This is a genomic window from Antarctobacter heliothermus (genome assembly GCF_900188425.1).
Lineage (GTDB): Bacteria > Pseudomonadota > Alphaproteobacteria > Rhodobacterales > Rhodobacteraceae > Antarctobacter > Antarctobacter heliothermus.
The window spans coordinates 1-23,555 of sequence record NZ_FZON01000003.1; the positions used below are offsets into that span (position 1 = coordinate 1).

28 protein-coding genes are annotated in these 23,555 nt (G+C 61.8%); 5 read left to right on the plus strand and 23 right to left on the minus strand.

The features are described 5' to 3' along the window. Window positions 1-707: phage tail tube protein (locus CHB90_RS02035; protein ID WP_141135787.1), on the minus strand; the 707-nt coding region annotated here is incomplete at its 3' end. A gap of 24 nt (window positions 708-731) precedes the next feature. Then, a complete protein-coding gene (locus CHB90_RS02040; protein ID WP_089276194.1) occupies window positions 732-1,151 on the minus strand; it encodes an acyl-CoA transferase in 420 nt (139 codons plus the stop codon). Window positions 1,152-1,252: 101 nt separating this feature from the next. Between CHB90_RS02040 and CHB90_RS02045 the strand changes: the two genes are divergently transcribed. Next, window positions 1,253-3,532 carry a hypothetical protein gene (locus CHB90_RS02045; RefSeq protein WP_089276195.1) on the plus strand — a complete coding sequence of 760 codons (2,280 nt, stop codon included), beginning with the start codon at window positions 1,253-1,255 and terminating at the stop codon, window positions 3,530-3,532. Between the two features lie 31 nt (window positions 3,533-3,563). On the opposite strand, the gene CHB90_RS02050 is transcribed toward CHB90_RS02045, so the two are convergent. Genes CHB90_RS02050 through CHB90_RS02080 form a run of 7 tightly spaced genes read right to left on the minus strand, consistent with a single transcriptional unit; the run spans window position 3,564 to window position 8,714 of the window. After that, window positions 3,564-4,193 carry a DUF6441 family protein gene (locus CHB90_RS02050; RefSeq protein WP_089276196.1) on the minus strand — a complete coding sequence of 210 codons (630 nt, stop codon included), beginning with the start codon at window positions 4,191-4,193 and terminating at the stop codon, window positions 3,564-3,566. Continuing rightward, window positions 4,190-4,501, minus strand: coding sequence for a head-tail joining protein (locus tag CHB90_RS02055; RefSeq protein WP_089276197.1), 312 nt, complete (start codon window positions 4,499-4,501; stop codon window positions 4,190-4,192). Before CHB90_RS02055 ends, CHB90_RS02050 begins: the two co-directional genes overlap by 4 nt. Further along, a complete protein-coding gene (locus tag CHB90_RS02060; protein WP_089276198.1) occupies window positions 4,501-5,514 on the minus strand; it encodes a major capsid protein in 1,014 nt (337 codons plus the stop codon). Before CHB90_RS02060 ends, CHB90_RS02055 begins: the two co-directional genes overlap by 1 nt. Before the next feature lie 24 nt (window positions 5,515-5,538). Continuing rightward, the gene (locus CHB90_RS02065; protein ID WP_089276199.1) at window positions 5,539-5,904 is read right to left on the minus strand and encodes a head decoration protein; all 366 of its coding nucleotides are present in this window, start codon (window positions 5,902-5,904) and stop codon (window positions 5,539-5,541) included. A gap of 4 nt (window positions 5,905-5,908) precedes the next feature. Continuing rightward, entirely contained in the window at window positions 5,909-7,039 is a 1,131-nt protein-coding gene (locus CHB90_RS02070; RefSeq protein ID WP_089276200.1) for a head maturation protease, ClpP-related, read from the minus strand. Beyond that, a complete protein-coding gene (locus CHB90_RS02075; RefSeq protein WP_089276201.1) occupies window positions 6,996-8,495 on the minus strand; it encodes a phage portal protein in 1,500 nt (499 codons plus the stop codon). Before CHB90_RS02075 ends, CHB90_RS02070 begins: the two co-directional genes overlap by 44 nt. 3 nt (window positions 8,496-8,498) lie before the next feature. Continuing rightward, the gene (locus CHB90_RS02080; RefSeq protein ID WP_089276202.1) at window positions 8,499-8,714 is read right to left on the minus strand and encodes a phage head-tail joining protein; all 216 of its coding nucleotides are present in this window, start codon (window positions 8,712-8,714) and stop codon (window positions 8,499-8,501) included. Between the two features lie 66 nt (window positions 8,715-8,780). On the opposite strand from CHB90_RS02080, the gene CHB90_RS02085 reads away from it, so the two are divergent. Further along, entirely contained in the window at window positions 8,781-9,506 is a 726-nt protein-coding gene (locus CHB90_RS02085; RefSeq protein ID WP_089276203.1) for a DUF1186 domain-containing protein, read from the plus strand. A 38-nt stretch (window positions 9,507-9,544) separates the two neighbouring features. Here CHB90_RS02085 and CHB90_RS02090 read toward each other — a convergent pair whose 3' ends face one another. Together CHB90_RS02090 and CHB90_RS02095 are read right to left on the minus strand one after the other, a co-directional pair. Further along, the gene (locus CHB90_RS02090; RefSeq protein ID WP_089276204.1) at window positions 9,545-11,530 is read right to left on the minus strand and encodes a phage terminase large subunit family protein; all 1,986 of its coding nucleotides are present in this window, start codon (window positions 11,528-11,530) and stop codon (window positions 9,545-9,547) included. Beyond that, window positions 11,478-12,062 carry a hypothetical protein gene (locus tag CHB90_RS02095; protein ID WP_089276205.1) on the minus strand — a complete coding sequence of 195 codons (585 nt, stop codon included), beginning with the start codon at window positions 12,060-12,062 and terminating at the stop codon, window positions 11,478-11,480. The genes CHB90_RS02090 and CHB90_RS02095 overlap by 53 nt, the downstream gene beginning before the upstream one ends. Window positions 12,063-12,173: 111 nt before the next feature. Here CHB90_RS02095 and CHB90_RS02100 point away from each other — a divergent pair, with 111 nt between their 5' ends. The 3 genes from CHB90_RS02100 (at window position 12,174) to CHB90_RS02110 (ending at window position 13,313) form a co-directional block, all read left to right on the plus strand. Continuing rightward, window positions 12,174-12,443, plus strand: coding sequence for a hypothetical protein (locus CHB90_RS02100; RefSeq protein WP_089276206.1), 270 nt, complete (start codon window positions 12,174-12,176; stop codon window positions 12,441-12,443). A gap of 14 nt (window positions 12,444-12,457) precedes the next feature. Next, entirely contained in the window at window positions 12,458-12,676 is a 219-nt protein-coding gene (locus CHB90_RS02105; protein WP_089276207.1) for a hypothetical protein, read from the plus strand. A 94-nt stretch (window positions 12,677-12,770) separates the two neighbouring features. Further along, window positions 12,771-13,313, plus strand: coding sequence for a DUF3489 domain-containing protein (locus CHB90_RS02110; RefSeq protein ID WP_089276208.1), 543 nt, complete (start codon window positions 12,771-12,773; stop codon window positions 13,311-13,313). A gap of 141 nt (window positions 13,314-13,454) precedes the next feature. On the opposite strand, the gene CHB90_RS02115 is transcribed toward CHB90_RS02110, so the two are convergent. The 12 genes from CHB90_RS02115 to CHB90_RS02170 form a co-directional block, all read right to left on the minus strand. Further along, window positions 13,455-13,886: a hypothetical protein gene (locus CHB90_RS02115; RefSeq protein WP_089276209.1), complete on the minus strand. Its 432-nt coding sequence runs from the start codon at window positions 13,884-13,886 to the stop codon at window positions 13,455-13,457. A 48-nt stretch (window positions 13,887-13,934) separates the two neighbouring features. Beyond that, the gene (locus tag CHB90_RS02120; RefSeq protein ID WP_342744940.1) at window positions 13,935-14,228 is read right to left on the minus strand and encodes a DUF7220 family protein; all 294 of its coding nucleotides are present in this window, start codon (window positions 14,226-14,228) and stop codon (window positions 13,935-13,937) included. After that, window positions 14,225-15,481 (minus strand): site-specific DNA-methyltransferase, encoded by a 1,257-nt coding sequence (locus tag CHB90_RS02125; protein WP_089276210.1) that lies wholly within the window; start codon window positions 15,479-15,481, stop codon window positions 14,225-14,227. Before CHB90_RS02125 ends, CHB90_RS02120 begins: the two co-directional genes overlap by 4 nt. A 451-nt stretch (window positions 15,482-15,932) precedes the next feature. Beyond that, window positions 15,933-16,310: a DUF6362 family protein gene (locus tag CHB90_RS02130; RefSeq protein ID WP_089276211.1), complete on the minus strand. Its 378-nt coding sequence runs from the start codon at window positions 16,308-16,310 to the stop codon at window positions 15,933-15,935. Then, window positions 16,303-16,509 carry a hypothetical protein gene (locus tag CHB90_RS02135; protein WP_425426580.1) on the minus strand — a complete coding sequence of 69 codons (207 nt, stop codon included), beginning with the start codon at window positions 16,507-16,509 and terminating at the stop codon, window positions 16,303-16,305. The genes CHB90_RS02130 and CHB90_RS02135 overlap by 8 nt, the downstream gene beginning before the upstream one ends. Beyond that, window positions 16,506-16,994, minus strand: a complete 489-nt coding sequence (locus CHB90_RS02140) for a crossover junction endodeoxyribonuclease RuvC (RefSeq protein ID WP_089276212.1) — start codon at window positions 16,992-16,994, stop codon at window positions 16,506-16,508. Before CHB90_RS02140 ends, CHB90_RS02135 begins: the two co-directional genes overlap by 4 nt. 347 nt (window positions 16,995-17,341) lie before the next feature. Next, window positions 17,342-19,669, minus strand: a complete 2,328-nt coding sequence (locus tag CHB90_RS02145; RefSeq protein WP_089276213.1) for a PriCT-2 domain-containing protein — start codon at window positions 19,667-19,669, stop codon at window positions 17,342-17,344. Further along, window positions 19,669-19,893, minus strand: a complete 225-nt coding sequence (locus tag CHB90_RS02150; RefSeq protein WP_089276214.1) for a DUF6511 domain-containing protein — start codon at window positions 19,891-19,893, stop codon at window positions 19,669-19,671. The genes CHB90_RS02145 and CHB90_RS02150 overlap by 1 nt, the downstream gene beginning before the upstream one ends. Beyond that, entirely contained in the window at window positions 19,890-21,629 is a 1,740-nt protein-coding gene (locus CHB90_RS02155) for a DEAD/DEAH box helicase (protein WP_089276215.1), read from the minus strand. Before CHB90_RS02155 ends, CHB90_RS02150 begins: the two co-directional genes overlap by 4 nt. Continuing rightward, window positions 21,623-22,228 carry an HNH endonuclease signature motif containing protein gene (locus CHB90_RS02160; protein WP_089276216.1) on the minus strand — a complete coding sequence of 202 codons (606 nt, stop codon included), beginning with the start codon at window positions 22,226-22,228 and terminating at the stop codon, window positions 21,623-21,625. The genes CHB90_RS02155 and CHB90_RS02160 overlap by 7 nt, the downstream gene beginning before the upstream one ends. Next, window positions 22,225-23,166: a PD-(D/E)XK nuclease family protein gene (locus CHB90_RS02165; RefSeq protein WP_089276217.1), complete on the minus strand. Its 942-nt coding sequence runs from the start codon at window positions 23,164-23,166 to the stop codon at window positions 22,225-22,227. Before CHB90_RS02165 ends, CHB90_RS02160 begins: the two co-directional genes overlap by 4 nt. Next, window positions 23,166-23,528 carry a hypothetical protein gene (locus tag CHB90_RS02170; protein ID WP_089276218.1) on the minus strand — a complete coding sequence of 121 codons (363 nt, stop codon included), beginning with the start codon at window positions 23,526-23,528 and terminating at the stop codon, window positions 23,166-23,168. Before CHB90_RS02170 ends, CHB90_RS02165 begins: the two co-directional genes overlap by 1 nt. Window positions 23,529-23,555 lie beyond the last annotated feature (27 nt).

Below are 23,555 nucleotides of genomic sequence, written 5' to 3' on the forward strand. Positions count from 1 at the left end.
GTCTGATCGGCGAACCGGACCTCGATGGAGCCGGTCAGCGCGGCGATGGAGGGATCCGCCCCGTCGATGCGACCGTCCGAGCGGATGGTTTCGATCCGGTCGAGATTGTTGGCATAGGTGATGTCGGCCGAGACGACGTTGCCGAGGGCCGAGCCATTGCGCGTGATAGCCCCGTTGAAATGGCCGAAGCGCTGCAATTCGAGGGCGGCAGGCGTGCCTGCACTGGTGGTCGTGCCCACCGTCTCGCCCTGCGCCACCAGTCGGGCCGTTGCAGTCAGCAGACCGGATCGCTGCATTTGCCAGTTGATCTGGTCGAGCACGCAGCCCGAATACATCGCAAAACGCGGCACCTCGGGCATGCCGGTCTCGATCGACATGCTGGGCAGTGTCCAGGACCCCGACTGGAACTCATGGGCCCAGGGGCCGGTCCCGGTCGTGGTCGGATCGCCAAAACCCGCCTTCAGCCAGAACCCGAAGGCCTCGGCATCAAGCGGCACGACGACATCACCGTCAGCCGTCACCGCATCCTTGATCGGCGCCAGTGGATCGCGGCCGTAGCCCAGCAATTCCGAGTTCAGCAGCGGCTGCTCCGCGCCGAGCGACGTGCTCGCGAAGGGCATTTTCGTGAAACCGCCTATGGGCGGCGTTCCATAACTCGTCTCGAACGCAAGCGCCATCTGCGCCCGCGCCCCTTGGGCTCGTGCCATCGTGTTCTCCTTGGATTGTCGGGATCAGGCCAGCGGATCGGCCATGGAATAGTACAGCATCACCGGAATGACGGCGGCCTTCAGGCTGGCCGCGCCCTCGACAGGCAAATCGACCGGGCGCGGCGCTTCTGCCTCGACCCAGTCGCAAAGGCCGCCCAGCGTTCGGTCGGCGGCAATCGCCGCGCCGATGCTTGCGGTCAGCGTGTCGAAGACCGCGTCACGGTCCGTGCCCTGCGCGACCGCCTCGATCTCGGCACGGTGCTGGTAGTGGTATCGTAACGGGGACAGAGTCACCTCGGGCTCGCCAGGTTCGCCATCGCGCAAAATCAGCAGCCCATCGGCTGGCACGCGCTCGGGCAGCACCTCGCCGCGCAAAGCGGTGGAGGGCAGAGCCAAGAGCCGCGCATTCAGCGCGGCGAGGATGGTTTCGCGAGAGGTGGGCATAAAACTGGATGCGCTCCCATGTTGTTCTTCGTTGTTCCGAATCGGATTGACGTGCTTCTAGATCGGCCGTAGAAAGGCTTGGTACAACGGAGAACAACGTCATGTCTGATCGCAAATTTACGGCATCCAAGTCAAGATCGAACCGTCCCGGTTGGAGCGTCACATTCCGACATCCGGCTCGCACGGACAGTCGCGGCGAATGGGGCCTCAAGATTAGGAAGGGTCTCGGGACCTCAGACGATGCTGCGGCCGATCTCCTTGTTGGGCAGTTGAACGGACTTCTTCAGGATGAATCCTGGTGGAGCGGTGATCGCCGCAAGGACGCAGAATTCCGTTTCGATTCAGTCGTGGTTTCGGCATTTTTCGACGGTATCGAAGTAGTTGCTCACGACGCCGAAGGAAGGCGATCTGATGTAATCCCTTTGCCTTCTGTCGATGATGGCTATGGCACTATTCTATTTTTGGGGACCACCGGGGCAGGAAAAACGACCTTGCTACGCCATATCATCGGATCAGATCCCGAAAAGGATCGGTTTCCATCCACATCAACGGCCAAAACAACAACTGCTGACATCGAAATAGTCGCCTCTCCCGGGGAATTCGCCGCTGCAGTGACTTTCATGCCCGAGCATGAGGTTCGCGCTCATGTCGATGAATGCATAGAAGAAGCTTGCTTAGAAGCGATTCAGGGCAAGCCGGATCCCAAGATCGCCGCTGCGTTACTGGAGCATCGCGAACAGCGCTTTCGTCTGTCGTATATTCTCGGCGCTTGGAAGACCTCTGTCGAAAGTGATGATGATGATTTCTCCTTTGAAGACGACGGAACACCCGAGGCGGCGATAGATGACGACGAAACAGTTTCGTCAGAGGAAATCGAGCATCAGCACGCTTGCCTTAATAGTTTGGTCTCGGCGATTAAGGAACTGAGCCAAGACACAGGTTCATCATTTGAAGCGACCCTCGGCAAACTCAAGGATCAGAAGACAGCTGATGATCGCGCTACTTGGCTTGAGCTTTTTGGCGTCGAGGCATTCCGAAATCCAAAGTTCTCTAGCGTTGCTCTCGATATCATGGATGAAGTGACAGATCGCTTCGCCCGCATTGATGTCGGCAACACAGAGCGCTCCGCGACCGACTGGCCGATCATCTGGACGTTTGGTAGCCCGGATCGTGACGAATTTCTCTCCGCCGTACGCTGGTTTTCCAGCAACCACCACAAGCAGTTCGGTCGCTTGCTGACGCCATTGGTGGACGGCATCCGTGTCCAAGGGCCCCTCTATCCAGATCTTGGTGGCGACACCGCCGAGCTAAAGCTTGTCCTTCTGGATGGTCAAGGACTTGGGCATACTGCGAGCAGCGTTTCGTCCGTGTCGACGCGCGTAACCAATAAGTTCTCGAAAGTAAACATGATTCTGCTGGTCGACAACGCGCAGCAGCCAATGCAGGCGGCACCATTGGCATTGTTACGTGCTGTCGGGAGTTCTGGCTTTTCCGACAAACTGGCGATTGCGTTCACGCACTTCGATCAGGTCAAGGGTGCCAACTTGGGCTCATTTGACCAGAAGCGGGATCACGTTCTCAGCTCAGTAGGAAACGCGGTAGCAAACCTACGAGACATCGTTGGTGCTGGCGTGGCAGGTGCCATCGAACGCCAGGTAGACGCAAATTCCATTTTCTTAGGCGGCTTGGACAAACCGACTTCCAAGCTGCCTGGTGGCTTCAAGCGACAACTGGAACAACTGATCGAGATGATGCAGGCAGCTTCATCCCCCAACGGCGAGACAGACTGTAGCCCAATCTACGATCTCAAAGGGTTGGAAATCGCGATGCATGACGCGATTGATGCGTTTCGCGATCCTTGGCGCGCGAAACTTGGTCTTGCTTATCATGACGGCATATCCAAGGAGCACTGGACCCGTATCAAAGCACTCAGCCGCCGACTTGCATCCCGATGGGCCGACGAATACGACGATCTTACCCCCGTAGCTGACCTCCTCGCGAGACTTCAGGAGGAGGCTTCGAAGTGGTTGGAACGTCCATCTGGATGGACCCGCCTGCCTTTGGACGACGAAGAACGTGAACTAGCACTTGACCGCATCAGAAGGGCCGTGTTCGGACGACTCTACGATCTGACAAAGAGCCGCCTGACAGATGACCAAGTTGCGGGCTGGCGGGACGCTTTTGACTATAGTGGGTGGGGATCCGCGACACTTCGTGCCCGTGCCATTGAGACAATCCATGAAAACGCAGCCCCAAGAATTAGTGCCGCAATGAACGCTGATGCACGGCTTTTCTTAAACCGTTTGCACGAAATACTGCAGGAAGCCATCACCGATGCGGGTGGTCAAATCTCTGCAGCCTCTGCTCAACGCGTTCAGTGAGGTAAGCCGCAATACCTGCCGTGACGGGCGGCTAGATCCGCCCGTCCACCCAATTCGCCACGATCAGCCCCGGCACGCCATCCAACGCCCGGTCCGCATCCTGCGCGAGGTTCAGTCGCTTCGGCAGCTTGACCTGCGGCACCAGCAGGAAGATCGGCGCGGTGACCTTGCCTCGGCCGGTCTTTGAACGTGACACCACCGCCTGACCCTTGGTATTCAGCCGTCCCTCCGCCACAAGCAGGCTCGGACCCGTTCGGCGATAGACGAAGCGCAGGCGCAGACCGCGGCGTCGTTCCCATTCGCCGGGGGTGATACGGCCACCGCGTGTGGATTTGCCTGCGGCGGGCAGCGGGATCGCCAGCCAGAAGCCGTCCTTCGAGCGGATCAGCGGGCCGGTGTCATGCGCCCCAACGATGACCGGGGCCTTGGACCAGACCAGCGCAGCCGCATCAAGGCTTTCGCCCGACCGCGGGAAATTCTGGCTTCGGATTGAGTTGGCGAGCCGCCGTCCGAGCCCCGCGCCAGTAATCTGCGTGCGCCAGGCAGTCTTGAGCCCGGTCCCGGCCTCGCGCATGGCGGCTGTCACCGCGTGTTCGCCCGCTGCGACCTCGGCTGCCATCATCGCCACGATATCCGGATCGATGTCGAGCTTCAGTTTCACGCGGGCCTCAAGTCCACGGTCCAGACCAATCGTTCCCGGTCACGAACGGGCTCGCCCTGAATGAGGAAGGCTTCGCCGTCGATCTCGATGCGGTCGCCAGGCCGCGGGGCTGGAACCTCCGCGACGCGTAGGTCTATCCGGGTCGTTTCCGACCAAAGGCGGGCATCGCCAAAGTCGGTGATCGCATCAGCCTGCCGCGAGACGACGCGCACCAGCATGGGCGCGCCGCCGTCGGAGGTGTAGATCGCCTCGCGCCCGATGTTCGGGTCGGCGAACAGCAAGTCGACGGCGGCGTCGAAGGCAGACATCACGTCCGCCTTGCCGAGCGCAGCACTTGTGGGCGAGTGCAGATCGGCAGCGGGTTCGACTCGATCTCAAGGCGGATCCATTCGTCACGATCCCGGTCGGGGATCATCCGCGCGTAAAGCGACTGACCCAAAGTGTTCACCGTCTCGAAGGTATCGGCGGGGGCGTGGTAGATTTCGAACAGCCCATCGACCGCCTCGGGATAGAACACCGCCTTGTCCGTCGCGACGCCAAAGCCCGCGCCACCTCGGTAACGGCGGAAGGTGATGCCGCCGAAGCTGACCTCGTCGGCGACACGCGAGCGCAGATCGGCGGCGGCCGCAGTGTTGAGGTAGGTCTCACGCACCTCCTTGTGCGCCACCAGATCGGCAAAGAAGGCCGAGCCGCATTCCGCACGCAGCGCGATGGCGCCAGTGGCGAGCCCGCCCATTGTCTCCTCGACGCTTTCGATCAGCGCCTGGCAACGTTTGCGCAGCGCACCCGAGGCGGGGGTGGCGTTATCGAGGTCAAAGTCCACCTCGGTGGCCGGGGAGATGCCAAATTCGGTGAAGTAGTTCACCACGGTGGCCCCATCGCGCGGGTCCTTCACCAACCCTTGGATACCGTTGAACAGGTGATACTCGAAGGTGGTCTCCGCATCGTTGCGCAGACGGCCCAGCTTGCGGGCGACTTCGGCTTGGACCTGCTGGGTGGCGGACTCGGTGCCAAAATCGCGCACCTGCTGGATTTCAGAGGCCCAGATCACGTCCTGCTTCTTGAACTGGCGGCAGACGAAGGCCCGCACATCGCGGCGTTCGGGGATCTGCTGATCATAGGCCGAGCCGCGTTCCGAGAACGGGATCAGCGACAGCGTGCCGTCCCGGCTCTCGATCACGACGGTGCGCGAGCGGACGCCTCGCGCACCGAACAGACCCGACCCAGACAGGGTCGCGGGTTTGTAGGGAATGTTTTCCAGCGCGCGGGTGAGTTCAATGATGGTGAAGGCATCGCCTTCGAAGATGTCCATAGTGGCCATGGGAATGCCTCCTGAGAATGTGGATCAGCGGACGAGGATGTCGGCGGCGAGTAGCGCTGTGTAAGCAGCAGCGATTTCGCCCTCGCTGGGCGTACCTGCGAAGACGAGGTCGTGGCGGTTGACGATGGCCGGGCCCCGGACCAACGCGACGGCTGGCGCATCGCCACCAGCTGCGTCGGCCTTGCCCCAGAGCACCGCCACGGCGGTTTCTGTCCCATCGACGGCGGCGGGATCATGGGCGGCGTATTTACCAGACGCGGTGATCTTGCCCAGCACTGTGCCCGGATCGAGCGTGCCAGACGCAACGGTGACGGCTTCGCGGGTGTAGTCGCGGAAGGCTTCCCAGACGAGGAAGCCTCCGGGATGCGTGGTCTCGGTGAGCGTGGTCATGGGATTACCCTTTCAATTTGAAGGTGCGGGCGACGATCTCGCCCCAGGGGCGCGCGGAAGAGCTGCGGCCCGGTTGCGGGTGATGGGCGGCAATCTCGGGGTCTGCCTCGGCCTTTGCGGCCAGCAACGCTGTGCGCACCTCGTCGAGGTCGGCGTCCTGTTCGAGGAAGCGCCCGGCCATCTGTGGCTGGCCTGCAAGGCGGCAAAGATCGACGACAGCGCGGGCTTGGGCCATGGCTGAAGCGCGGATGGCGCTGGCATCCGAAGCAGTGTTGGCGGCTGCAACAGTGCTTGGGCTTTTGTCATCCGAGGGGACGCTGCCGTTAGAAACTCCCTTCTGTGGCGTCGCTGACTCGTCGACGGGAGCGCCCGGATCAACGTTCCCGACGGGAACCTTGGTCGCTTGGTCGGGCACAGGTGGCGGATCATCACGCCCCGCAACGTCATTGTCGTCTGCAGCAATGTCGGCCTCAGGTGCCGCACTTTCTGCCGTCACAACTTCAACCAGTTCGGGTGGCGCATTGCGGAACCGGCCAATGTCGAAGCTGGCGGCAATGCGCACGGGTTCTGACAGGCGGGTGGCCAAGCCTGCATCGAGCGCGTCTTGCGCATCAAACCAGGTCTCAGCCGTCAGCAGCGCCGCGATCTCCGACTCCGACTTGCCGGATTTTGCGGCATAGCCTCGCGTCATGCTGGCTGCGATCTTGTCCAGGGTGCCGGCCATGTCCCGCATGTCCGCCGCCGTGCCCATGACGATGCCACTCGGGTCGTGGATCATCAGAAAAGCGTTTTCCGGCATCACGATCTCATCGCCGGCCATGGCGATATAGCTCGCAGCCGAGGCAGCGATCCCGTCAATCCAGACGGTGACAGTGCCGGCATGACGGATCAGCGCATTGTAAATCGCCACCGCATCGAAGACCGACCCGCCCGGGCTGTTGAGGCGCAAATCGATGGGGGCGTCATTCGGCAGCGCACCCAGCTCGGCCAGAAATCCCTTGGCACTGATGCCATAGGCACCGATTTCGTCATAGATCAGCACTTCCGCTCCCGAAGCCTGGGCGCGGATCCTGTACCAAGTGTTCATGGTGTTACTCCTGTTGCGATTGAGCGGCGGCCCCGTCGCCTTCGCCATCTGTTTCCGGCGTCCGGGTCGGTGTGGCCCGCGCGCCCTGTGTCTCGCCGGGACTGGTGCGGTAGCTGAGACCCAAATCGGCGACGCGTTTGGCATCGGCCGCGTTCTCGCGGTCAACTTCCTCAACGTCGTAGCCGGTGGCCTCGACGACCTTCCGGCGCGAGGTGATCCCTGCCTCCATCGCCAGCACTTGGGCCTGGATGTCCTTCAGCGGATCGACCCAGTCCCAGCGCGGTGGGATCCACTGAACCGGCCGCGCCGCGATGGGGTCCGAGATATCCAGCGCGCCCGACAACACGGCTGTCTCCAGCCAGCGCCGCCAGATCGGACGACACAGCTGGTGGGCCATCACCCCATGTTGCAACTGGCCAATGCGGCGGCGGAACTCCACGAGTTCGGCCCGCAGGCTCGAATAGTTCGCCTGCCGCACATCCCCGGTGACCAGATGATAGGGCAGACCAACCGAGGCCGCGATCGAGAGCAGCGTCCGGTATTGGAACGCCTCGTAGCCGCCACCCACGTCGGCGGGGCTGGAGAACTTTACGTCCTCGCCCGGCAGCAGAACCTGCATCGTGCCCGGCTCAAGGCTGGCGATTGCCGCCCCGTCCAGATCGGCCTCACTCTCACCCATCATCGGGTCTTCCGGCGCGGTCTTGGTGATGAACCCCGCGAACATCGCCGCGGTCTTCTTCCGGTCCAGTTCCGCGTCATCGTACTGGTCCAGCAGGAACAGCCGCACCATGGCGGGCGCCACATGCGGCAGGCCCCTAATCTGGCCCGCGTCAATGGGGCGGTAGATGTGAAGCACATCCTCGGCGGGCACGCGCACCGTTTCCGGGATCACCGCCCCCTGATCGGTGCTGTCGCCCGGATGGCGGCGGCGGAAGTGATAGGCCACGCGCCGTCCAATGCCGTCAAACTCGATTCCGCAGCGGATGCGATTGCCGTTGCCTGCAGCCTCCGCCTTCTCGAAGGGCAGCATCTCCGACTGAAGCAATTGCAACTGCATTGGCACCAGCAAGCCGTCCTCCGCGCGCCGTGGCCGCAGCCGCACGAAGCATTCGCCCGCCACGAACATCTCCCGCGCCACCATAGCCTGCAGGCCATAGAAATCGGTCAACCCGTCTGCGTCGGCCTCATCGGTCCAGGCGAGCCAGAGTTGCTGGACCCGATCCCGTATCGCGGCATCCCCGATCAGCGACGAGGGCTTGATCCCATCGCCAACAAGGTTTGCAGCGAAAGCCTCGCAGGCATTGGCGGCGTAGCCGTTGGTGACCACCAGTTCCCGCGATCGTGCCAGGAGACGCGGGCCGCCCGAGGCGACCAAGGCGTTGATATTCTCGAGCGGCGGGTTCCAGCCGCGAAGCCGACGTTTGGACATCGCGCCTTCAAGCCGCGCTGACACAGCGGCAGGATCGCCAGAGGGACGGCGACGGAAACGGTCGAACAGGCCCATAGATTACAGCCCTTTCGCTGTCGTCACGCGGACCTGCCGCACGATCCGTCGTCCCTCGGCGGCCGCGATCTCACGGTCGAGCGCCTCGATAGCCCGGTCGATTTCCGCCACACTGCGGTAGTCCACCGTCTTGCCGTCATAACTGACGCGCGCCACGCCAGACGATCGCTGCGTAGAAAGAGCCTCGCGGCGGGCGCGAAGGTCAGTGATCGTCGGCATCTGTATTGACCTTTCTGTGAAACCCGTTTCAACGTTTCCAACGTGCGACCAGTCGAAAGAGAAACCATGACGCCCACAGAAATTATGCACGATTTGATGCAACACGATGTGCATCTCAGAGCCACGCTAATGGCAGCGCGCAAGCAGCGCAAAGCCATGGGTCCTTTGTTTGTCGATCTGGTCACGCGGCTTGGGCACCAATCCATGCGTGAGATGGATCCGCTCGAATTGAACGCTTTGCTCCCGAGTCTTTTCTTGCTGGGCGAGTGGCGAGAGCCATTCGCATACAGACCATTTGTCCGGCTGCTGTCCCGACCATCGCCAATCGTCGAGCATCTCCTTGGCGATCACGCCACCGAAAGCGGAAGCTACCGCATACTTGCCAGCGTATTTGACGGAGACTTGGCGCCACTTTGTGACGCTGCATGCAATCCACGTGCTGATGAGTTTGTGCGGGGGGCATTCATGAATGCGCTCGTCCTTGTCTCTCTCGCGCATCCGGAGCAAAGGAAACAAATCGAGAATTTCTTCAGGAAATTCCGAAAATTGTGCCCTGATGCTCCAGACGATGTGATGATATCCTGGATGACTTCGATCGCAGAGCTTGGGCTGGAAGATATGTTGGAGAGCATTCGCGTGGACATGCAGAATGAAAAACTTCCAGCTTATTACACCGACTTTGCCTCTTTTGAAGCTCTGTTGCGTGAAACGATTGACGGAAACGGAGTGCCTGTTGGCGGTCGCTATCGTAAATTCCTGATCAGCGATGCCATCGATGATCTGTTGCAATAAACCGCGCGGTCCGACTGACATGCAACTCATTTAGGCGTTCAGCCCATATAACTCGACCGCACGCTCCGCCGCCGTGCAGTCGCGCTAGCCAACTTAGGTTTCACCGTGCCTGTCTCTTCGTTGTGGTTCGGCGGCGCCACCTGCCGTTCCAGATCGGCCCACCGCGCCTCTGGCCAGCGATCGGCCCCGAGGATCCAGGCGGCGGCGCGGGCATAGACTCGCGTGTCCAGCGCCTCGTTGCGTTCGCGCAGCTTTTGCCATTCCAGCCGGGCAAAGCCGCGTTTTGTGCGCACGGTCACCAGCTGCTCGGCGGTGAACTGCTTCAGCCACTCGCCGTCCGCCCAATTCGGCAGGTGGACTGTGCCGGGCGGACAAAGCTGCCCGGCCTCAAGTTCTTCCCGCGTCGGCCGGTCCTGGCGCAGGAAGCGATAGGTCTCTGCCTTGAAGGTCGAGGTCGCGACGGTCCAGAGCCGCGCGCCACGCCGGAGCCGTTTACCGGCAATGGTCGCGTCCACGAAGGTCGGGCCCGTCACCGGGCTGGTGCGGTTGAACCCCTCGACGCCTTTCACCGGCGCGACCTGCGCAAAGCCGACCTGCCGCGACCAGGCATAGACGGCGCTGGTCTCATAGCCCGTGTCGATGGCAAGACGGGCCAGTGTCATCGGCTGACCAGAAACATGCATCCATGTCTGGCCGAGCAAGTTGGCCAGTTGCTGCCAGCAAGCAGGATCGCCGGGGCCACCCTCGAAGACCAGATGGTCGATGAGCCAGCTTTCGAGGCCGCGACCCCAGGCCCAGACATCCACCTCGATCCGATCTTTCTGGACGTCCGCGCCAGCAGTCAGAAACAGCCCACCCGCTGGAACGCCGCCTGCGTCCCAGGTCTCGCGGCGGTCTGCCAGCCGCTGCCAGTCCGGCGCCTCGCCGGTCTCCATCCAGGTCTCGCCAAGGATGGTGTTGCGAAACGCCCGCATTGCCTCGTCCGACCCCCGTGCCGTCTCATGCGCCCGTGCAATCCGGGGCCAGCTGAGCCAGCCTACCGGCGAATAGAGTGCCGAAAGATGATATCCGACCGTTGCCGGATCGGCAGAAATGGCCGTTGCCCGCCACTCGCCTGCTTCCAGCATCGCCGTCTTGTGGTGCTCGGCGATGGCCGTCTCGCACCCCTCGCAGAAGTATTCAGCCGTCTCCGGCTGACCGGTCTCCCATCGCAGCCGCTCGAACTTCAACCAGTGCATCGCCCCGCAATGTGGGCAGGGCACGAAGAACCGGCGCTGGTCGCTGGCCTCGAACTCCCGCTCGATCCGGCTCAGGCCCCGGATTGTCGGGGTCGACACCAGGAACACCTTGCGCCGGTGCGAGAAGGTCAGCGACCGGGCCTCCGCCAGCGAGACCGGATCACCTTCCTCGTCGGCCGAGGCTGGATAGGCATCAACCTCGTCGAGGAAGATATAGCGCGCCGGGGTGGACCGCAGCCCAACCGCCGAGTTCGCGCCCGTCATGATCAGGATGCCGCCTGCGAATTCCTTTGACAGCATCGTATTGCCCGCGTCCCGCGACCGCGCCGGTTTGACCCGCTCCCGCAGGTCCGGGCTTTCGTCGATCAGCGGGTCGATCCGCTGGCGCGAGTTGCGTTTCGCCAGTTCCACCGTCGGCTGGACCGCCAGCATCGGCCCCGGCGCGTGGTGGATTGTGAAGCCAATCCAGTTGTTGCCCGCTTCCGTCGCACCAACCTGTGCGGCCTTCATGAACACGATGCGCTGCGTCGGATCACTGGGACTCAACCGATCCATGATCTCGCGCATGTAGGGCGTGCGCGCGGTCCGGTAGCGCCCGGGCTCAGCCGAGGCACGCGACGCCAACATGCGGTGCCGGTCGGCCCACTCCGAAACCGTCAGGTCTGGATCAGGCTGCACCCCGCGCGACCAGGCACGAACCAGAGCCCCGGCGCCCTCGAACGCGAAGACATCGTCATCCAAGCCCGGGCCGGATTTCCGCGAGACTTTCGAGTTGGGCGCGGACATGGGCCTCCAGAACCTTCTGCATCTGCGCCGCCTCCACCTCGAACCCATCCCCGACCGCAGCCGTCAGTTCCGAAGCCATCAGCGCGGCGACGCGCGCAGGCCAGGTCACCCACACGTCGCGCTCTTCTCGCGCAAGCCGGAACATCAGCGTCTCGGCCCGCGCCCGGTCGACCAATTCGCTTTTCAGTTTCTGCAGCCGGATCCGCCGTTCCTGCGCCTTCAGCACCTCGTTGGCAGTCTTGGCCTGCAGAAACGTTGTTCCCCCGCCGACCGGTAGCGCAGACAAACCCTGCTCGCGGAGCGTATCACCGACGGCGGTAACCGCCACCTCCGGCACAGGCCGCAGTTTCGGCTGCGGCGGTTTCCTCGTCTTGGAAGGATCGGTTGTTTCAGCGCGCAGAGCATCGCTGGCCATCGCGTCGATGCTACCATCGTCATGCAGAACCAGCCGCCCGGCGGCCTTCGCCTTCTGGATCGCGCCCCGGGACAGCCCGACGCGGGCGGCGTATTGGCGTTCGCTCAGACCCTCCATTGCGCACTCCGATTATCATTCAATATCCTGTGCTTATGATGTTGATAAGCCTCTGCAGCGGAGCGAACGTGATCCTACGAAAACGATGCAACTCACCACGGAGCCGCCACGATGACCCGCCTGAACCCGATCACCACACCCCGCCACCAACTGCGTGCAGAGAAGGCGCGTCGCAACAAGGAGGCGGCATTGAACGCCTTCATGGGCAAGAAAACCGAGATCGACGAGATGCTGGCCCGCTTGGCAAGCCTGAGCGACGACCACTTCAACGCCCACCCCGACGAGATCAACTGGGGCCATGTCGGCACCCTTGAGCATTACGCAAGCCTCCTGAAGCGCATCACCGACAGCGCCTTCAGCGAAGGCGAGCACGGGGAATGAACGGAGCAAACGCCATGGAAACCAGCACCATCTGCATCGCCATTCGCGGCCTCAACGAGCCTTGGGACACTAGCCGCATACCGGAGGTCCTTGACGAGATCGCAGCATTGCTCCGCGAGGAAGCCGACATTCCCGCGCGCCTCACCGCCGACAGCATGACAATCGCAATCGACGTCGCCACCGACCGACTGCCCGACGCCGCAGCGCTGCTGCGAGACCTCGGCCTGATCTGACCTCGGGCCGACGCCCGAGCTCCAGCCGCGCCGATGCGCGGCTTGGGGTCGTAGGAGACCGCGACGGTCGCGGTCCGAACACGGAGCCGACCCCATGACCAAACTTTCCGATACCCAGACGATCATCCTGTCCCGCGCAGCCCAGAACGCGGACCGCATTGCATTGCCGCTGCTCGAGAGCCTGCGCGGCGGGGCTGCCGCCAAGGTGGTCAGCGCCATGCTCACCAAGGGCTTCCTCGAAGAGGTCGAAGCCGACATGCGCAAGGGCGAACCCATCTGGCGCGAGACCGGAGACGGCCACGGCGTCACGCTGGTCGCCACCGACGCAGGCCTCGCCGCCATCGGCATCGAGCCCGAGAACGCGAACACCGCGCCTGCGGGCGCGACGGACGCGCCGACCGAGACTGAGGCTGTGCCCAAGGCGCGCACGCCGCGCGAGGGCACCAAGCAGGCCACGCTGATCGTCATGCTGCGCGCGCCGGAAGGCGCAACCATCGAGGAGATCATGGCAGCGACGAACTGGCAGTCACATACGATTCGTGGTGCCATGTCCGGCGCGCTGAAGAAGAAGCTTGGCCTCGAGATCACGTCAAAGAAGCTCGATGGACAGCCACGACGCTACGAAATCACCACATAAAGAGCTGCAGGTCACCAGATGTACTATATGTTGATATTTTCCTTTCAGAATCGGTGACAACCGCCTGTTATGAAACAGTCCGGCAGCACCGCCTGCTGCCTTTGCCTTACAACTGGGCCAGCCAGGTGCTGGCCCATTTTTTTAGCGCCCGATCTGGGGCGTCTCCATGTTCGAGTCGTCTCCGTCAGATCTCATGGCATCAGCGATCAGATGATCCACCGTGTGCTGGAAATACGCGACAAGCTCACCGTGCAGTGTCTTGAATTCCGACATGACCGTCCGCTCGAAAGCGTCTGGCTGCACCCGCACCATCACCGTAGTTCGACGCTGGCGCGGGTAGCGATAGGGCTTGACCCCGTGTTTGCGGCAGAGCGCCACGAAAATCCGAACTGCCCAGCGGTCTGGAAGCGAGTATTGCAGTTCGGTGGCCCCCTCATCGGTGGCGTTTGTCATCTTTGATGTCAGCCGATCAAGCGCCGCACCGGCCGCCGCGCGTTCGCCTGCGGTTGCTCCGCGCGCAAAGAGCGCTTCAAGCTTCTCAAGCTTTGCCCGAATATCTCCAGTTTGTTCCATACTGCCCCCTCATTTCCGGGCTGTGCTTGATCCATTTGCGGAGTTTGGTCAACGCTCGCGAGGCCGCCCTGAATCTGCAGGAAAGCGGGTGTATCGTGGAGGTAAGGGTTCCCTGCCACCGAACCTTGCTAGATGCGTGACCGCTTCGAACAATCGACGCAACAAATAGCCTCGCAGCAAAGAGACGCCGACAAATACGAGACCAATGGTCAGATGTTCAGCGAAGCCCGCCTCGATCCCGAACCACGGGAACACCACGATCTGCGTTGCAATAGCCAGCACGTAGCCGACGATCACGTTGGCGACGGACTCGACAAGTGACATGAAGCGTGACTGTTTCATGGACAAACGCGCTCCGCCTTCAAATCATTAAAGGTCCTTTCATCGGCGTCAAGAATGGCATCCTTCCCAGTAAACTGCTGCCATCGCTCCACAGCGACATCGACATAGGCAGGGTTCAATTCGATCCCGAGGCAGACCCGGCCCGTGGTTTCCGCCGCGATCAGCGTGGTGCCCGATCCCATGAAGGGCTCGTAGATCGCTTGACCCGGACTGGAGTTGTTCAGCATCGGCCGCCGCATGCATTCAACGGGCTTCTGCGTCCCGTGAACGGTTTCAGCATCCTGATCCTTGTTTGCGATCTGCCAGAGCGTGGTCTGCTTGCGGTCACCAGCCCAATGGCCCTTGCCGGTTTTCTTCACGGCATAGAGGCATGGCTCGTGCTGCCAATGATAATCGCCGCGGCTCAGCACCAGCCGGTCCTTGGCCCAGATGATCTGCGATCGGATGTTGAAGCCGGAGGCGATCAGGCTGTCGGCGACCGTGGTCGCGTGCAACGCCCCGTGCCAAACATAGGCGACGTCTCCCGGGAACAGCGCCCAGGCCTCACGCCAGTCAGCGCGGTCGTCGTTCAACACTTTGCCGGTACGCTTGGTCGCAGCGGCACCTACCTTGTTGCGCCAGCCGGGATCGTATTCGACGCCGTAGGGCGGATCGGTGACCATCAGAAGCGGCTTCACGTCGCCCAGCACCCTTTCGACATCGGTGGCAATGGTCGCATCACCGCAGAGCAGCCGATGCTTGCCCAGCACCCATAGATCGCCAGGCCGACTGATCGGGGTTTCTGGCGTCTCTGGAACATCGTCCTCGCCCTCGCGGGATGCGGTTTCAGGATCGACCTCGCCATTTAGCAGGGCCTCCAGTTCACCGTCATCAAAGCCGATGAGCGACAGGTCGAAATCCTCGGCCAGCAGTTCGTTCAGCTCGGCCGACAGCAGCGCCTCATCCCAAGGGCTCTCTGCCAGCTTGTTGTCCGCGATGCGGTAAGCCCGGCGCTGCGCCTCAGTCAGATGGCCCAGCACGATAACCGGCGCTTCGGTCAGCCCCAACTGCGTCGCGGCCAGGACGCGACCATGGCCCGCGATCAGTTCTCCGTCATCGGCGACGAGGCACGGCACCGTCCAGCCGAACTCCGCCATGCTGGCAGCGATCTTCGCGACCTGATCCGCGCCGTGCGTCTTCGCGTTTTTCGCGTAGGGCTGGAGCTTGGCCAGCGGCCAGGTCTCGATTGCGTCCGGAGCAAAGCTCAGCGTCATGATGTCGGTTCGCCTCAATGTAGTGGATACCCTGGACTCCGGACACCGGCAGCAAGCCTGGACTCCGTAAAGGGTCCAGCGGCCACCGGGGTGTTCGGCTCCAAGAGTTTGTTTTGTTGTGGTTTTTAGCAGGGCAGGGGGTGGATGCCTGCTGGGGTGGCTTCCCAAAAAAACGGCCCTGTCGCTGGCGATATTGCGCGCTTCGCCCCCCCGTATACGGTTGCGAACAGGAAGGACCCGTTCAATATCAATGGGTTAGATGATGCAACATTTTGGGCGGAGACGGTTTTTATCGATCAACCGGTAGGCGGTTGCAGACCTACGAACCATCAGCCGCCCAAAAGGAAACGGGGAGAGCCGTCTTCCAACGTACTCTCCCCATTATGCCTTTCAGGTAACATGGAAATGTTGCATGTGTCGAGAACAAAAGTGTTGCAACACATTGGAGTCATTAGGCATTCAACCTCGCGGCAATCTTAGTGAGCGCCAACTGCCACCTCCGCCACGCAGTGGTACGATCCACCCCTAACTCGCCACTGATCTGTTTCCACGGCACGCGCGCCGCACGCGACCAGATCAGCTTGCGCTCAGCCTCATCGATCCAAAGCACCCAGTCAAACGTCTGCTCCAGACGCGTGATGGCTAACGCTGACGGCCAGACCCGCATGGGCTCCGGCTCCATGGCAGCGATCTCCTTCTTCGACCGAACGAAGTCGGGCCAAGCGTTGAAGTACCCCTTTGCCTTGACCGGTGGCAGCTTGCGGAGGGTGCGGAACGCTTCCTCGAAATGGTCGGCCACGTCGTCGGCGGTCCAGATGTGATCACCCATTGCGCACCTCCCTGTCGGGACGTGGCCCATAGAGTTTGGCACCCAGCTGTTCCACCAATGCGCGTTCAGGCCATGTCAGACGGTCGTCATGGACGCTGACAGCCAGCACGCCCTGCTCATACCAGCCATCCCGCTTGACCTGCTCGGGGTCGCGGCGGTGACCACCGTATCCCTTTGGGGTGAACCGCATGCCGCTCATCGCACACCCCCTTTCGTCTCGATGGCCCAGAGCAGGATGGCGATGGCATCGGCCTCGTTGTCGTCCGCAGGGCTGAAGCCCCGGGCACGCGCGGCATCGATCATGGCCTGCTTGGGTGCGTTGCCCTTTCCGGTGGCATGACGCTTGATGGTGCCAACGGGCACGCCCTCGTATGGCACGCCCCTGAGTTCGCCCCAGCTGGTCAGTGAGGCCATGAGGCCGCCGTAAACATGGGCCGCATCAGTTCCTGCGTGGCGGCGAACTTCCTCGAACCAGATCGTGGCGATCGGCCCGGACAGTCGGTCCAGCTCGGTCAGCCAGTTGGTGAACCGCAGATAGCGCATGCCACCACCGTCATAGCGGCCAGGCTTGAAGCTGGCCGTACCGCTGGTGATCAGGCCGTCAAAGCCACGGATAGCCCAGCCGGTGGTGGTGCCGAGGTCGAGCGCCAGGATGCAGCGCGGGGTGTTGTTGGGTTGGGTCATTCAGACCTCCTCTTCGGTTTGGCGAGCGAGGCGAGAGGGCTGGCCGGTGAAGGCTGCGGTCTCGCCAGGCCCCGAAGGGTGGTCTGGTCACGTCAGGTGCGGGACGACTGGGCCGTCCGCCGAATTCTTCTTTGGCTTCAATGCACCCCCAATGAAGGTTTGGCTCGTCTAACTCGTTGAGGTCTCTTGGTAATATATAATAATTCAATTATTATATAGATATAAAGGGTGTCTCTCTTTCTATTATAAACCGCGCGCGCGAACACGCGAGGTGTATAGGTATCCTCTTGAAAGATTGAAGGACGTGAAGGAACGGGTTTTCAGCCTTACTTTCAGAAGGTTGTACGTCATGGCGATTCCTTCTGTCTGATTTTGCGGCCTGAAGTATCTCGCCACGGTCCATGCCATCTGGCCATTCGGTAGACCATGGCCTGCCTCGTCGATGAACCGCGCATGCCGGTGGTGATATCCCCGCCTTCGATCAGCGTTTCCAGAATCTCATTTCGGTCGCGGGATTTCAACCACTGTGATGCCCGCGTGATCTCAGATTTGGTGATCCCCTTTGACCCGGCATTCCGAATGATTTCCTTGAGCCGTTTGAGATGCGCCTCAACCTCAGTATCGGCCACATGCCGCTCGACAGCCTCGATCGTCTGCCGTGCGTAATTTTGAACGAAACCGATGGCCCAGTCTGTGGCGGTCAGGTCTATTTCAGGCTTCGTAGGATCACGCCCCACCGCCACAATCAATGCCAACTTCAGCGCGTTTTCACCAATGCGTGCCAGGATCGCCGTACAGGCCGTACCAGCGGCTGCCCGCAGCTCCCCCGTCAACTCGACACTGAGCGCCTTGAACCTTGCCCGGGCCTCATCCGTCATGGGCACGATCATCGGCGTCACGATGGTGTTTTGATCCGCCGTTTTACCCATCAGATTGCCCTTGTGGCGCCCTCCGCCTGTTGCCACGCGCTTCAGGCCCCGGATCAGCGCAGGTGCGGCCTGCCGGATACCAACCGCGATGTTCTCGTCTGGGTAATCCTCGTCGCTGGGCAGGATCAGGAAACGTGCAAGCGAGCCATCGACGACGTTTGCGCCCTGCAGCGCGCCCCAGAAATGCAGTGGCGTCGTTGTGCCGTAGACGCAAAGACAGGGCTGGACGATGTCGCGCCGCTCGTTCGACCCGTCCCGGTTGGCATATTCTGCACCGAGGAAGATGCCACCTGCCGCCGTGAAGAGTTCGGTCATGTTGTCGAGGATTTCGGTGATGTGCCGCGGGCTGCGTTTACGATCTGCGGCGGCCGCGAGAAACATGCCGAATTCGTCGATTTGGAACAGGATCGCAGGCTGGCGGTGCAGCGCGGTCAGGAGCCCGGCGCCGGAGGCGATCTTGTTGCCACCAAGGTGATGGGCCAAGCCCGCCTCGAAGAAGACCTCGTTGATGATTTCGCGGGCGTGGTTCTTGCCCGATCCACTATCGGCAATGCCGACGACATAGAGGTTCGAACGCAGGTTGCTCTCCGTGCGATATTGCCGCCCCATTAGCGCGCCGATCGCACAAAGGCTGGCCCCGAGTGACAAAAGCGGCTGGGGCCGCCGGGCTGTCGAGAGCATGTACTCCGTCAGCCCACCCACCAGCCCGTCCGGCATCACGAGCGTGAATGGCGGGTTTGTCGGTGTGTCAACGCTTTGGTTGGACTGAACGTCCAATCGCGACAACAGCTCTGCCGCCGGATGCGCGCCATCGCAAGACGCAGCGCCATCAAGGCGCATATCGCCGCCGGGCTGCCATCCGCGCTCCATCGCGAGGTGATAGATCGTACCTGCGCCGATCCGGTCCGGCTTGAAGCTGGCCCAAGCCTTGGCCGTGGCTGCAGGCACATCCTTCGCCGCCTGCGCCGACCAGTCGACGAATACATCGGCCCCGGCTTCGCCAAGCGCACCTTTCAGCGCCATACCAATCCGCATCCAGCTGTCATAATCCAGCTCGGCATTGGGCAACCATGCGAGGGCCGATGCAATGGCTGGCAATGTGCCCACTTGGCTATGGGCGCGCAGGTGCTCCGTGGCAGGTGATGCCGTATTGAGGCCACGCTGCCGCAGGGCCTCGGGCAGCAGTGCATAGGCCTCCTCCAGAAACGCCGCTGCAGCCTCCGCGGTGATTTCTGGCAGATCGGTGATGTCGAGATCGGCCAAGCCTTCATCCGGCCAGGCATAAGGCGCGCCAGTGTCCGGATGGATGGCATAGGCGACGAATTGCTGGCCAAGGCAGAGAACCTCCAACGGATGGCGCTTGATGCCGCGGAATGGCGCGGCAGTGCGATAGATCAACATGCGCTTTGGTGCCTTTCCGATCCGCAGGGCTCGCGTGTCACCCAGCCGGTCGCGCGCCAGTTGCTCGATCTGGAGCGCCAGTTCACCATCCTTGACGATGTCGATATCGACCGCAGCAACCGCGCCGCCGACGATCCCGATGCCGCAATCGGGCCAGGCCGACCAGGTCGCGATTTCGACCTCGGTTGTCGAGCGTTCTGCATGCCGGTTCCATTCCGGATAATCCGCCCAGGCCCCGCGCTTGAACTGTCCGGGCTTTTTGGTGCCCGGGCTGATCGGCAGAATGGCATAGCCATTGGTGACAAGACGCGCGCCAAATCGCGCCATGTTGGATATATCAGCCATCAGAAGGGCACCTCGGGGATCATGGCGTCGAGCCGCGTTCGGTCTTTGCCCGCAAGCTCGCGCAGGTGGTCGCAATAGCCGGTGACGACCGCATCAAGAAAGCGGTCCCACTCGGTCTCGGTCAGCATGGCGAGATCAGATTTGCCAATGCTCTCGAGGTATTCGCCGCCCTGTTGTCCGCCGACAGTCATCGCCTCGCTCTCGTTCGGGGTGGGATCGATCATGCCCTTCCTCCCGTGACAGATGTCCTGGCAGGCGCGAGAACAGAGGTGCTTGCGACTTGCGTCCCGCCGGCGGTCAGAGACGGAGAAACCCGCATTGAACCAGCCAAAGCCGCGAGGTTGCCGGTGGCAGGCGGCGCAGAGGCCGGGGTGGGTTTGTCGCATGGATCGAACCTGTAACCGGAGATTTCAAAATAGCGGCCCGAGGGACGGACCGAGATCGCGCTGGGGCGTGCGAGTTCACCAGCTTGAAGGATGGCTTCATCGACGCTGAGCGGTATGGGCAGACCGGGCGCGCGCTTGCGCCACCAGTCCGCCGCCTTTTGGCGCGCATAGCCCCGATGCTCGATGCAGACCCATTCGCTGTAGGATTTGAGCCCAGAGCTATAGGTCACCTTGAGCGAAGGAAGCCCGCCCAGCTTGTCGTGGCGGCTGTAGGAGACGCCATGGACCGGTAGCCATTGCGGCGCTTTTGGTGACAGAACTGGCAGGGCAGCGGCGGTTGGTGCGATCTTCACCTCACGTGCTGGGAAGACATAGCCGCAGTCCGAGCATTCCGTTGCCGAGAGCGCGATGATGCTGTCGCACGCGGGGCAGACCTTTGTGGGGGCTTCACCACCCCCGCCATCGCCCGGGCGTTTGGGGCGTACCAAATCAATCGGCCCGTGGCGGCGCACATTGCCCGCAAAGTCGAGCACCAGGCAGTTTTCCTTGCCCGGAGCCAGACGCGTGCCACGACCCACCATCTGCACGTAGAGCCCGGCCGACTGCGTCGGACGCAGGAGCGCAATGAGATCGACGCCGGGCGCGTTGAAGCCGGTGGTCAGCACGCCCATTGAAGCCAGCGCGCGGATCTCACCGCGTTTGAAGGCCGCGATAATGGCATCGCGCTCGTCCTTTGGTGTTTCGCCGAAGATCGTGCGGCAGGTGATGCCTTGGCGGGCGAACTCCTCGGCCACATGACGCGCGTGATCCACGCCCGAGCAAAAGGCCAGCCAGGATTTGCGGTCTTTTCCATGGGTGATGATCTCGGCAACGGCCGCCCGCGTCGTCGCTTCCTGATCGACTGCGGCTGCCAGATCGCGCGCAATGAAATCCCCCGCACGTGTACCAACCTTCGAGACATCCAGCCGCGTGGAAGGCTGTTTTGAGACCAGCGGACTGAGGTAGCCCTGATCTATCAGCTCGCGCACCGGAGCCTCGAAGGCGATATCGGTGAAGAGCGCGTTCTTGCCTTCATGCAACATGCCGCTGTCCGTCCGGAACGGCGTGGCGGTCAGACCAATCACCTTCAACGCCGGGTTGATCTGCGCCAGACCGTCGAGAAATTGCCGATACATCGTGCTGGAATTGCCCGGGATGAGATGGGCTTCGTCGATCAGCACCAGATCAGTGTGGCCGATTTCCCGCGCGCGACGGTGAATGGACTGGATGCCTGCAAACAAGACGCGGGCTTGCGCCTCGCGCTTGCCCAGACCCGCCGAATAAATACCCGCGGGAGCCGCTGGCCAGAGCCCGATCATCTCAGCATGGTTCTGGGCGATCAACTCGCGGACATGGGTCACGATCAGGATGCGCTGATCGGGCCAGGCTTTCAGCACGCCTTCGATGAAGGCGGCCATGACGAGCGACTTGCCTCCAGCGGTCGGGATCACAATGCAACAGTTGCCAGATTTGTTCTCGTAGTATTTGTAGATCGCGGAAATTGCAGCTTTTTGATATGGGCGCAGGGTCAGCATTTTGATTTCTTTCTCAGTGCGGCATGCAAAGCCAGGTGCTCTCGTGCTGGCAGCACTTCTAGATTTTCTGGCGCGTTGTTTTGTTTGTCGTGATCTTTGTGATGCACATGCTCATCCGGCCTGAGGGTCCGACCAGCCTTCTCCTCAGCAATCACTCGATGTTCATGACGGCCAAAAAGCTTGCGATAAGTTGATGGCTTTACTGACGGGAAACGGTGCAGTAGAGCCGCACGATTACGCTCCCGGCGAACGTTTTCTGGCGTGACGTAGCTCGGGTCCCCGTGTCTCCGAATTCTCTGGGCATGCAGGCCACAGTAACCCTTTCCGCCCTTCTCAATTGTCGCTTTGCAGTCTGGATATTGGCAAACTTTTGGAGGTTGGCGGCTTTTCTTTCGGCGTGCTGAAGTCAACTCGCGTGCGAGACACCCGCAGGAACGAACACTTCCAGAGCTTAAATTGCCGCTCGTGGCACGGTGGTGCGCGCCACAGTCACAAATACAACTCCATGCAATTTCGCCTTTTCGATTCCGCGCGCCGCTATCAGCAATAATCGTAAGCCGTCCAAATTTCTGGCCGATGCTAATTTTTGAGGGTCTCATCGTTTGCCCTCCGTTGTACGGGCGTCATTTGACCAGGAGGAGCCATCGCCCATGCGGTAGGTGACAATGTCGTCTCCCGCATCGATGACCTCACCCGGCACGAGATCGGGGTTGAAGAGATGTTTGCCGCAGGCGGCGCGCTGCTCGGCAGGCGCGAGCATTCGGTCGTGGCGGGCGCAGTGCCATCCGCCTTCGATCGGCGTCGCGTGCAGGCATGACCGGCAGGTCACGGCAGCACCGCCACCGTCGTGGCAAGCAGCACGGTGATCGCAAAAACGGCATTCGAACCAGCTGGGGGCCTCGCTGATCCGCGCAGGCGGATGCTGGGCGAAGATGACTCGGCCAGCCTTTTCCAACAGGCGTTCTGCCATCGCGCTGTCAGCATCGATCCGCTCGATATGCAGCGCGTCAGTGTTCTTGCAGACCGCCATGTAGAGCGCACGCGTGATACCGGTCAGGTGCATGTAGATCTGCATCTGCGCGGCGTGCTGGGGCTTGGACAGCGCCACGCCCTTCGCGCTCAGATCCGCATAGCTCTTTGCGCCGTGCGTCTTGAACTCTAGCACGTGCCAGGTTTTTGGGGCCTCAAGCAACCCGAGCGCCACGCCGTCCAAAGAGCCGCCGAAATGCCCACCATGGGCCTCGACGCGGATTTGCCGCCCTGTTTCCGGATCGACCTCCAGCACGGTCGCGCCGGTGGCGCGCAGGTTGCACACCATACGGTCCTCTTCCTGTTGCCCGGTCTCAAACAAGCGCAGCAGACGGCCGGAAAAGCGTGACGGTGTGACCCAGCGGAAATCATACCAGAGTGCGCGTGGACAGGATTTACCGATGATCGACGCGCCGAGGTGATCGCGGAAGCCATCGCCCTGGCGGGCCTCATAATCGCCATAGATCGCCGTAAGTGTTGGCGTGGGCGGTGCGGGCAGATCAGCCATCACAACCCCTCCCGTTCGCTGCGGGCTTGGGCCTCAGACAGAATGCCGTTCCAGGTTTCGGGGTCATGGCGCTCACGCAGCAGGCCGATCAGGGCATCCTTCAGCTTTTCACGGCGCCGACGACCGGTGCCTTTCGCGAGCAGTTCTGCCCGTTCGCGGCACAGGTGGCGCAGCGCGGTGCGGGCCCGGTGGAACCAGTCAGGATCAATGGGCTTTTGGCCGCGCTGGCGTGCAAGATCGGCGGTCGCGATCTGTGTGCGAATCTTGGCAATATCGTCGTCGAGGTCGATCAACCGGCGCTGGTCATCAGGCAAGCCGGGGCTGATCACAGCCACAGGGGCTGTGTTGTTCAGGTCAGTCATGGGAATATCCTCAGATGGGTTTGGGCG

What these genes read in the sequence shown, in the direction of transcription:
- CHB90_RS02135 (WP_425426580.1), bottom strand. Translation starts at nt 16,509, where the DNA reads ATGAGCGGCATGCGGTTCACCCCAAAGGGATACGGTGGTCACCGCCGC.
- CHB90_RS02105 (WP_089276207.1), top strand. Translation starts at nt 12,458, where the DNA reads ATGGAAACCAGCACCATCTGCATCGCCATTCGCGGCCTCAACGAGCCT.
- CHB90_RS02120 (WP_342744940.1), bottom strand. Translation starts at nt 14,228, where the DNA reads ATGAAACAGTCACGCTTCATGTCACTTGTCGAGTCCGTCGCCAACGTG.
- CHB90_RS02155 (WP_089276215.1), bottom strand. Translation starts at nt 21,629, where the DNA reads ATGCTGACCCTGCGCCCATATCAAAAAGCTGCAATTTCCGCGATCTAC.
- CHB90_RS02140 (WP_089276212.1), bottom strand. Translation starts at nt 16,994, where the DNA reads ATGACCCAACCCAACAACACCCCGCGCTGCATCCTGGCGCTCGACCTC.
- CHB90_RS02130 (WP_089276211.1), bottom strand. Translation starts at nt 16,310, where the DNA reads ATGGGTGATCACATCTGGACCGCCGACGACGTGGCCGACCATTTCGAG.
- CHB90_RS02145 (WP_089276213.1), bottom strand. Translation starts at nt 19,669, where the DNA reads ATGGCTGATATATCCAACATGGCGCGATTTGGCGCGCGTCTTGTCACC.
- CHB90_RS02065 (WP_089276199.1), bottom strand. Translation starts at nt 5,904, where the DNA reads ATGACCACGCTCACCGAGACCACGCATCCCGGAGGCTTCCTCGTCTGG.
- CHB90_RS02045 (WP_089276195.1), top strand. Translation starts at nt 1,253, where the DNA reads ATGTCTGATCGCAAATTTACGGCATCCAAGTCAAGATCGAACCGTCCC.
- CHB90_RS02165 (WP_089276217.1), bottom strand. Translation starts at nt 23,166, where the DNA reads ATGGCTGATCTGCCCGCACCGCCCACGCCAACACTTACGGCGATCTAT.
- CHB90_RS02110 (WP_089276208.1), top strand. Translation starts at nt 12,771, where the DNA reads ATGACCAAACTTTCCGATACCCAGACGATCATCCTGTCCCGCGCAGCC.
- CHB90_RS02150 (WP_089276214.1), bottom strand. Translation starts at nt 19,893, where the DNA reads ATGATCGATCCCACCCCGAACGAGAGCGAGGCGATGACTGTCGGCGGA.
- CHB90_RS02085 (WP_089276203.1), top strand. Translation starts at nt 8,781, where the DNA reads ATGACGCCCACAGAAATTATGCACGATTTGATGCAACACGATGTGCAT.
- CHB90_RS02160 (WP_089276216.1), bottom strand. Translation starts at nt 22,228, where the DNA reads ATGAGACCCTCAAAAATTAGCATCGGCCAGAAATTTGGACGGCTTACG.
- CHB90_RS02100 (WP_089276206.1), top strand. Translation starts at nt 12,174, where the DNA reads ATGACCCGCCTGAACCCGATCACCACACCCCGCCACCAACTGCGTGCA.
- CHB90_RS02040 (WP_089276194.1), bottom strand. Translation starts at nt 1,151, where the DNA reads ATGCCCACCTCTCGCGAAACCATCCTCGCCGCGCTGAATGCGCGGCTC.
- CHB90_RS02060 (WP_089276198.1), bottom strand. Translation starts at nt 5,514, where the DNA reads ATGGCCACTATGGACATCTTCGAAGGCGATGCCTTCACCATCATTGAA.
- CHB90_RS02090 (WP_089276204.1), bottom strand. Translation starts at nt 11,530, where the DNA reads ATGTCCGCGCCCAACTCGAAAGTCTCGCGGAAATCCGGCCCGGGCTTG.
- CHB90_RS02070 (WP_089276200.1), bottom strand. Translation starts at nt 7,039, where the DNA reads ATGGCGAAGGCGACGGGGCCGCCGCTCAATCGCAACAGGAGTAACACC.
- CHB90_RS02125 (WP_089276210.1), bottom strand. Translation starts at nt 15,481, where the DNA reads ATGACGCTGAGCTTTGCTCCGGACGCAATCGAGACCTGGCCGCTGGCC.
- CHB90_RS02115 (WP_089276209.1), bottom strand. Translation starts at nt 13,886, where the DNA reads ATGGAACAAACTGGAGATATTCGGGCAAAGCTTGAGAAGCTTGAAGCG.
- CHB90_RS02170 (WP_089276218.1), bottom strand. Translation starts at nt 23,528, where the DNA reads ATGACTGACCTGAACAACACAGCCCCTGTGGCTGTGATCAGCCCCGGC.
- CHB90_RS02095 (WP_089276205.1), bottom strand. Translation starts at nt 12,062, where the DNA reads ATGGAGGGTCTGAGCGAACGCCAATACGCCGCCCGCGTCGGGCTGTCC.
- CHB90_RS02075 (WP_089276201.1), bottom strand. Translation starts at nt 8,495, where the DNA reads ATGGGCCTGTTCGACCGTTTCCGTCGCCGTCCCTCTGGCGATCCTGCC.
- CHB90_RS02080 (WP_089276202.1), bottom strand. Translation starts at nt 8,714, where the DNA reads ATGCCGACGATCACTGACCTTCGCGCCCGCCGCGAGGCTCTTTCTACG.
- CHB90_RS02055 (WP_089276197.1), bottom strand. Translation starts at nt 4,501, where the DNA reads ATGTCTGCCTTCGACGCCGCCGTCGACTTGCTGTTCGCCGACCCGAAC.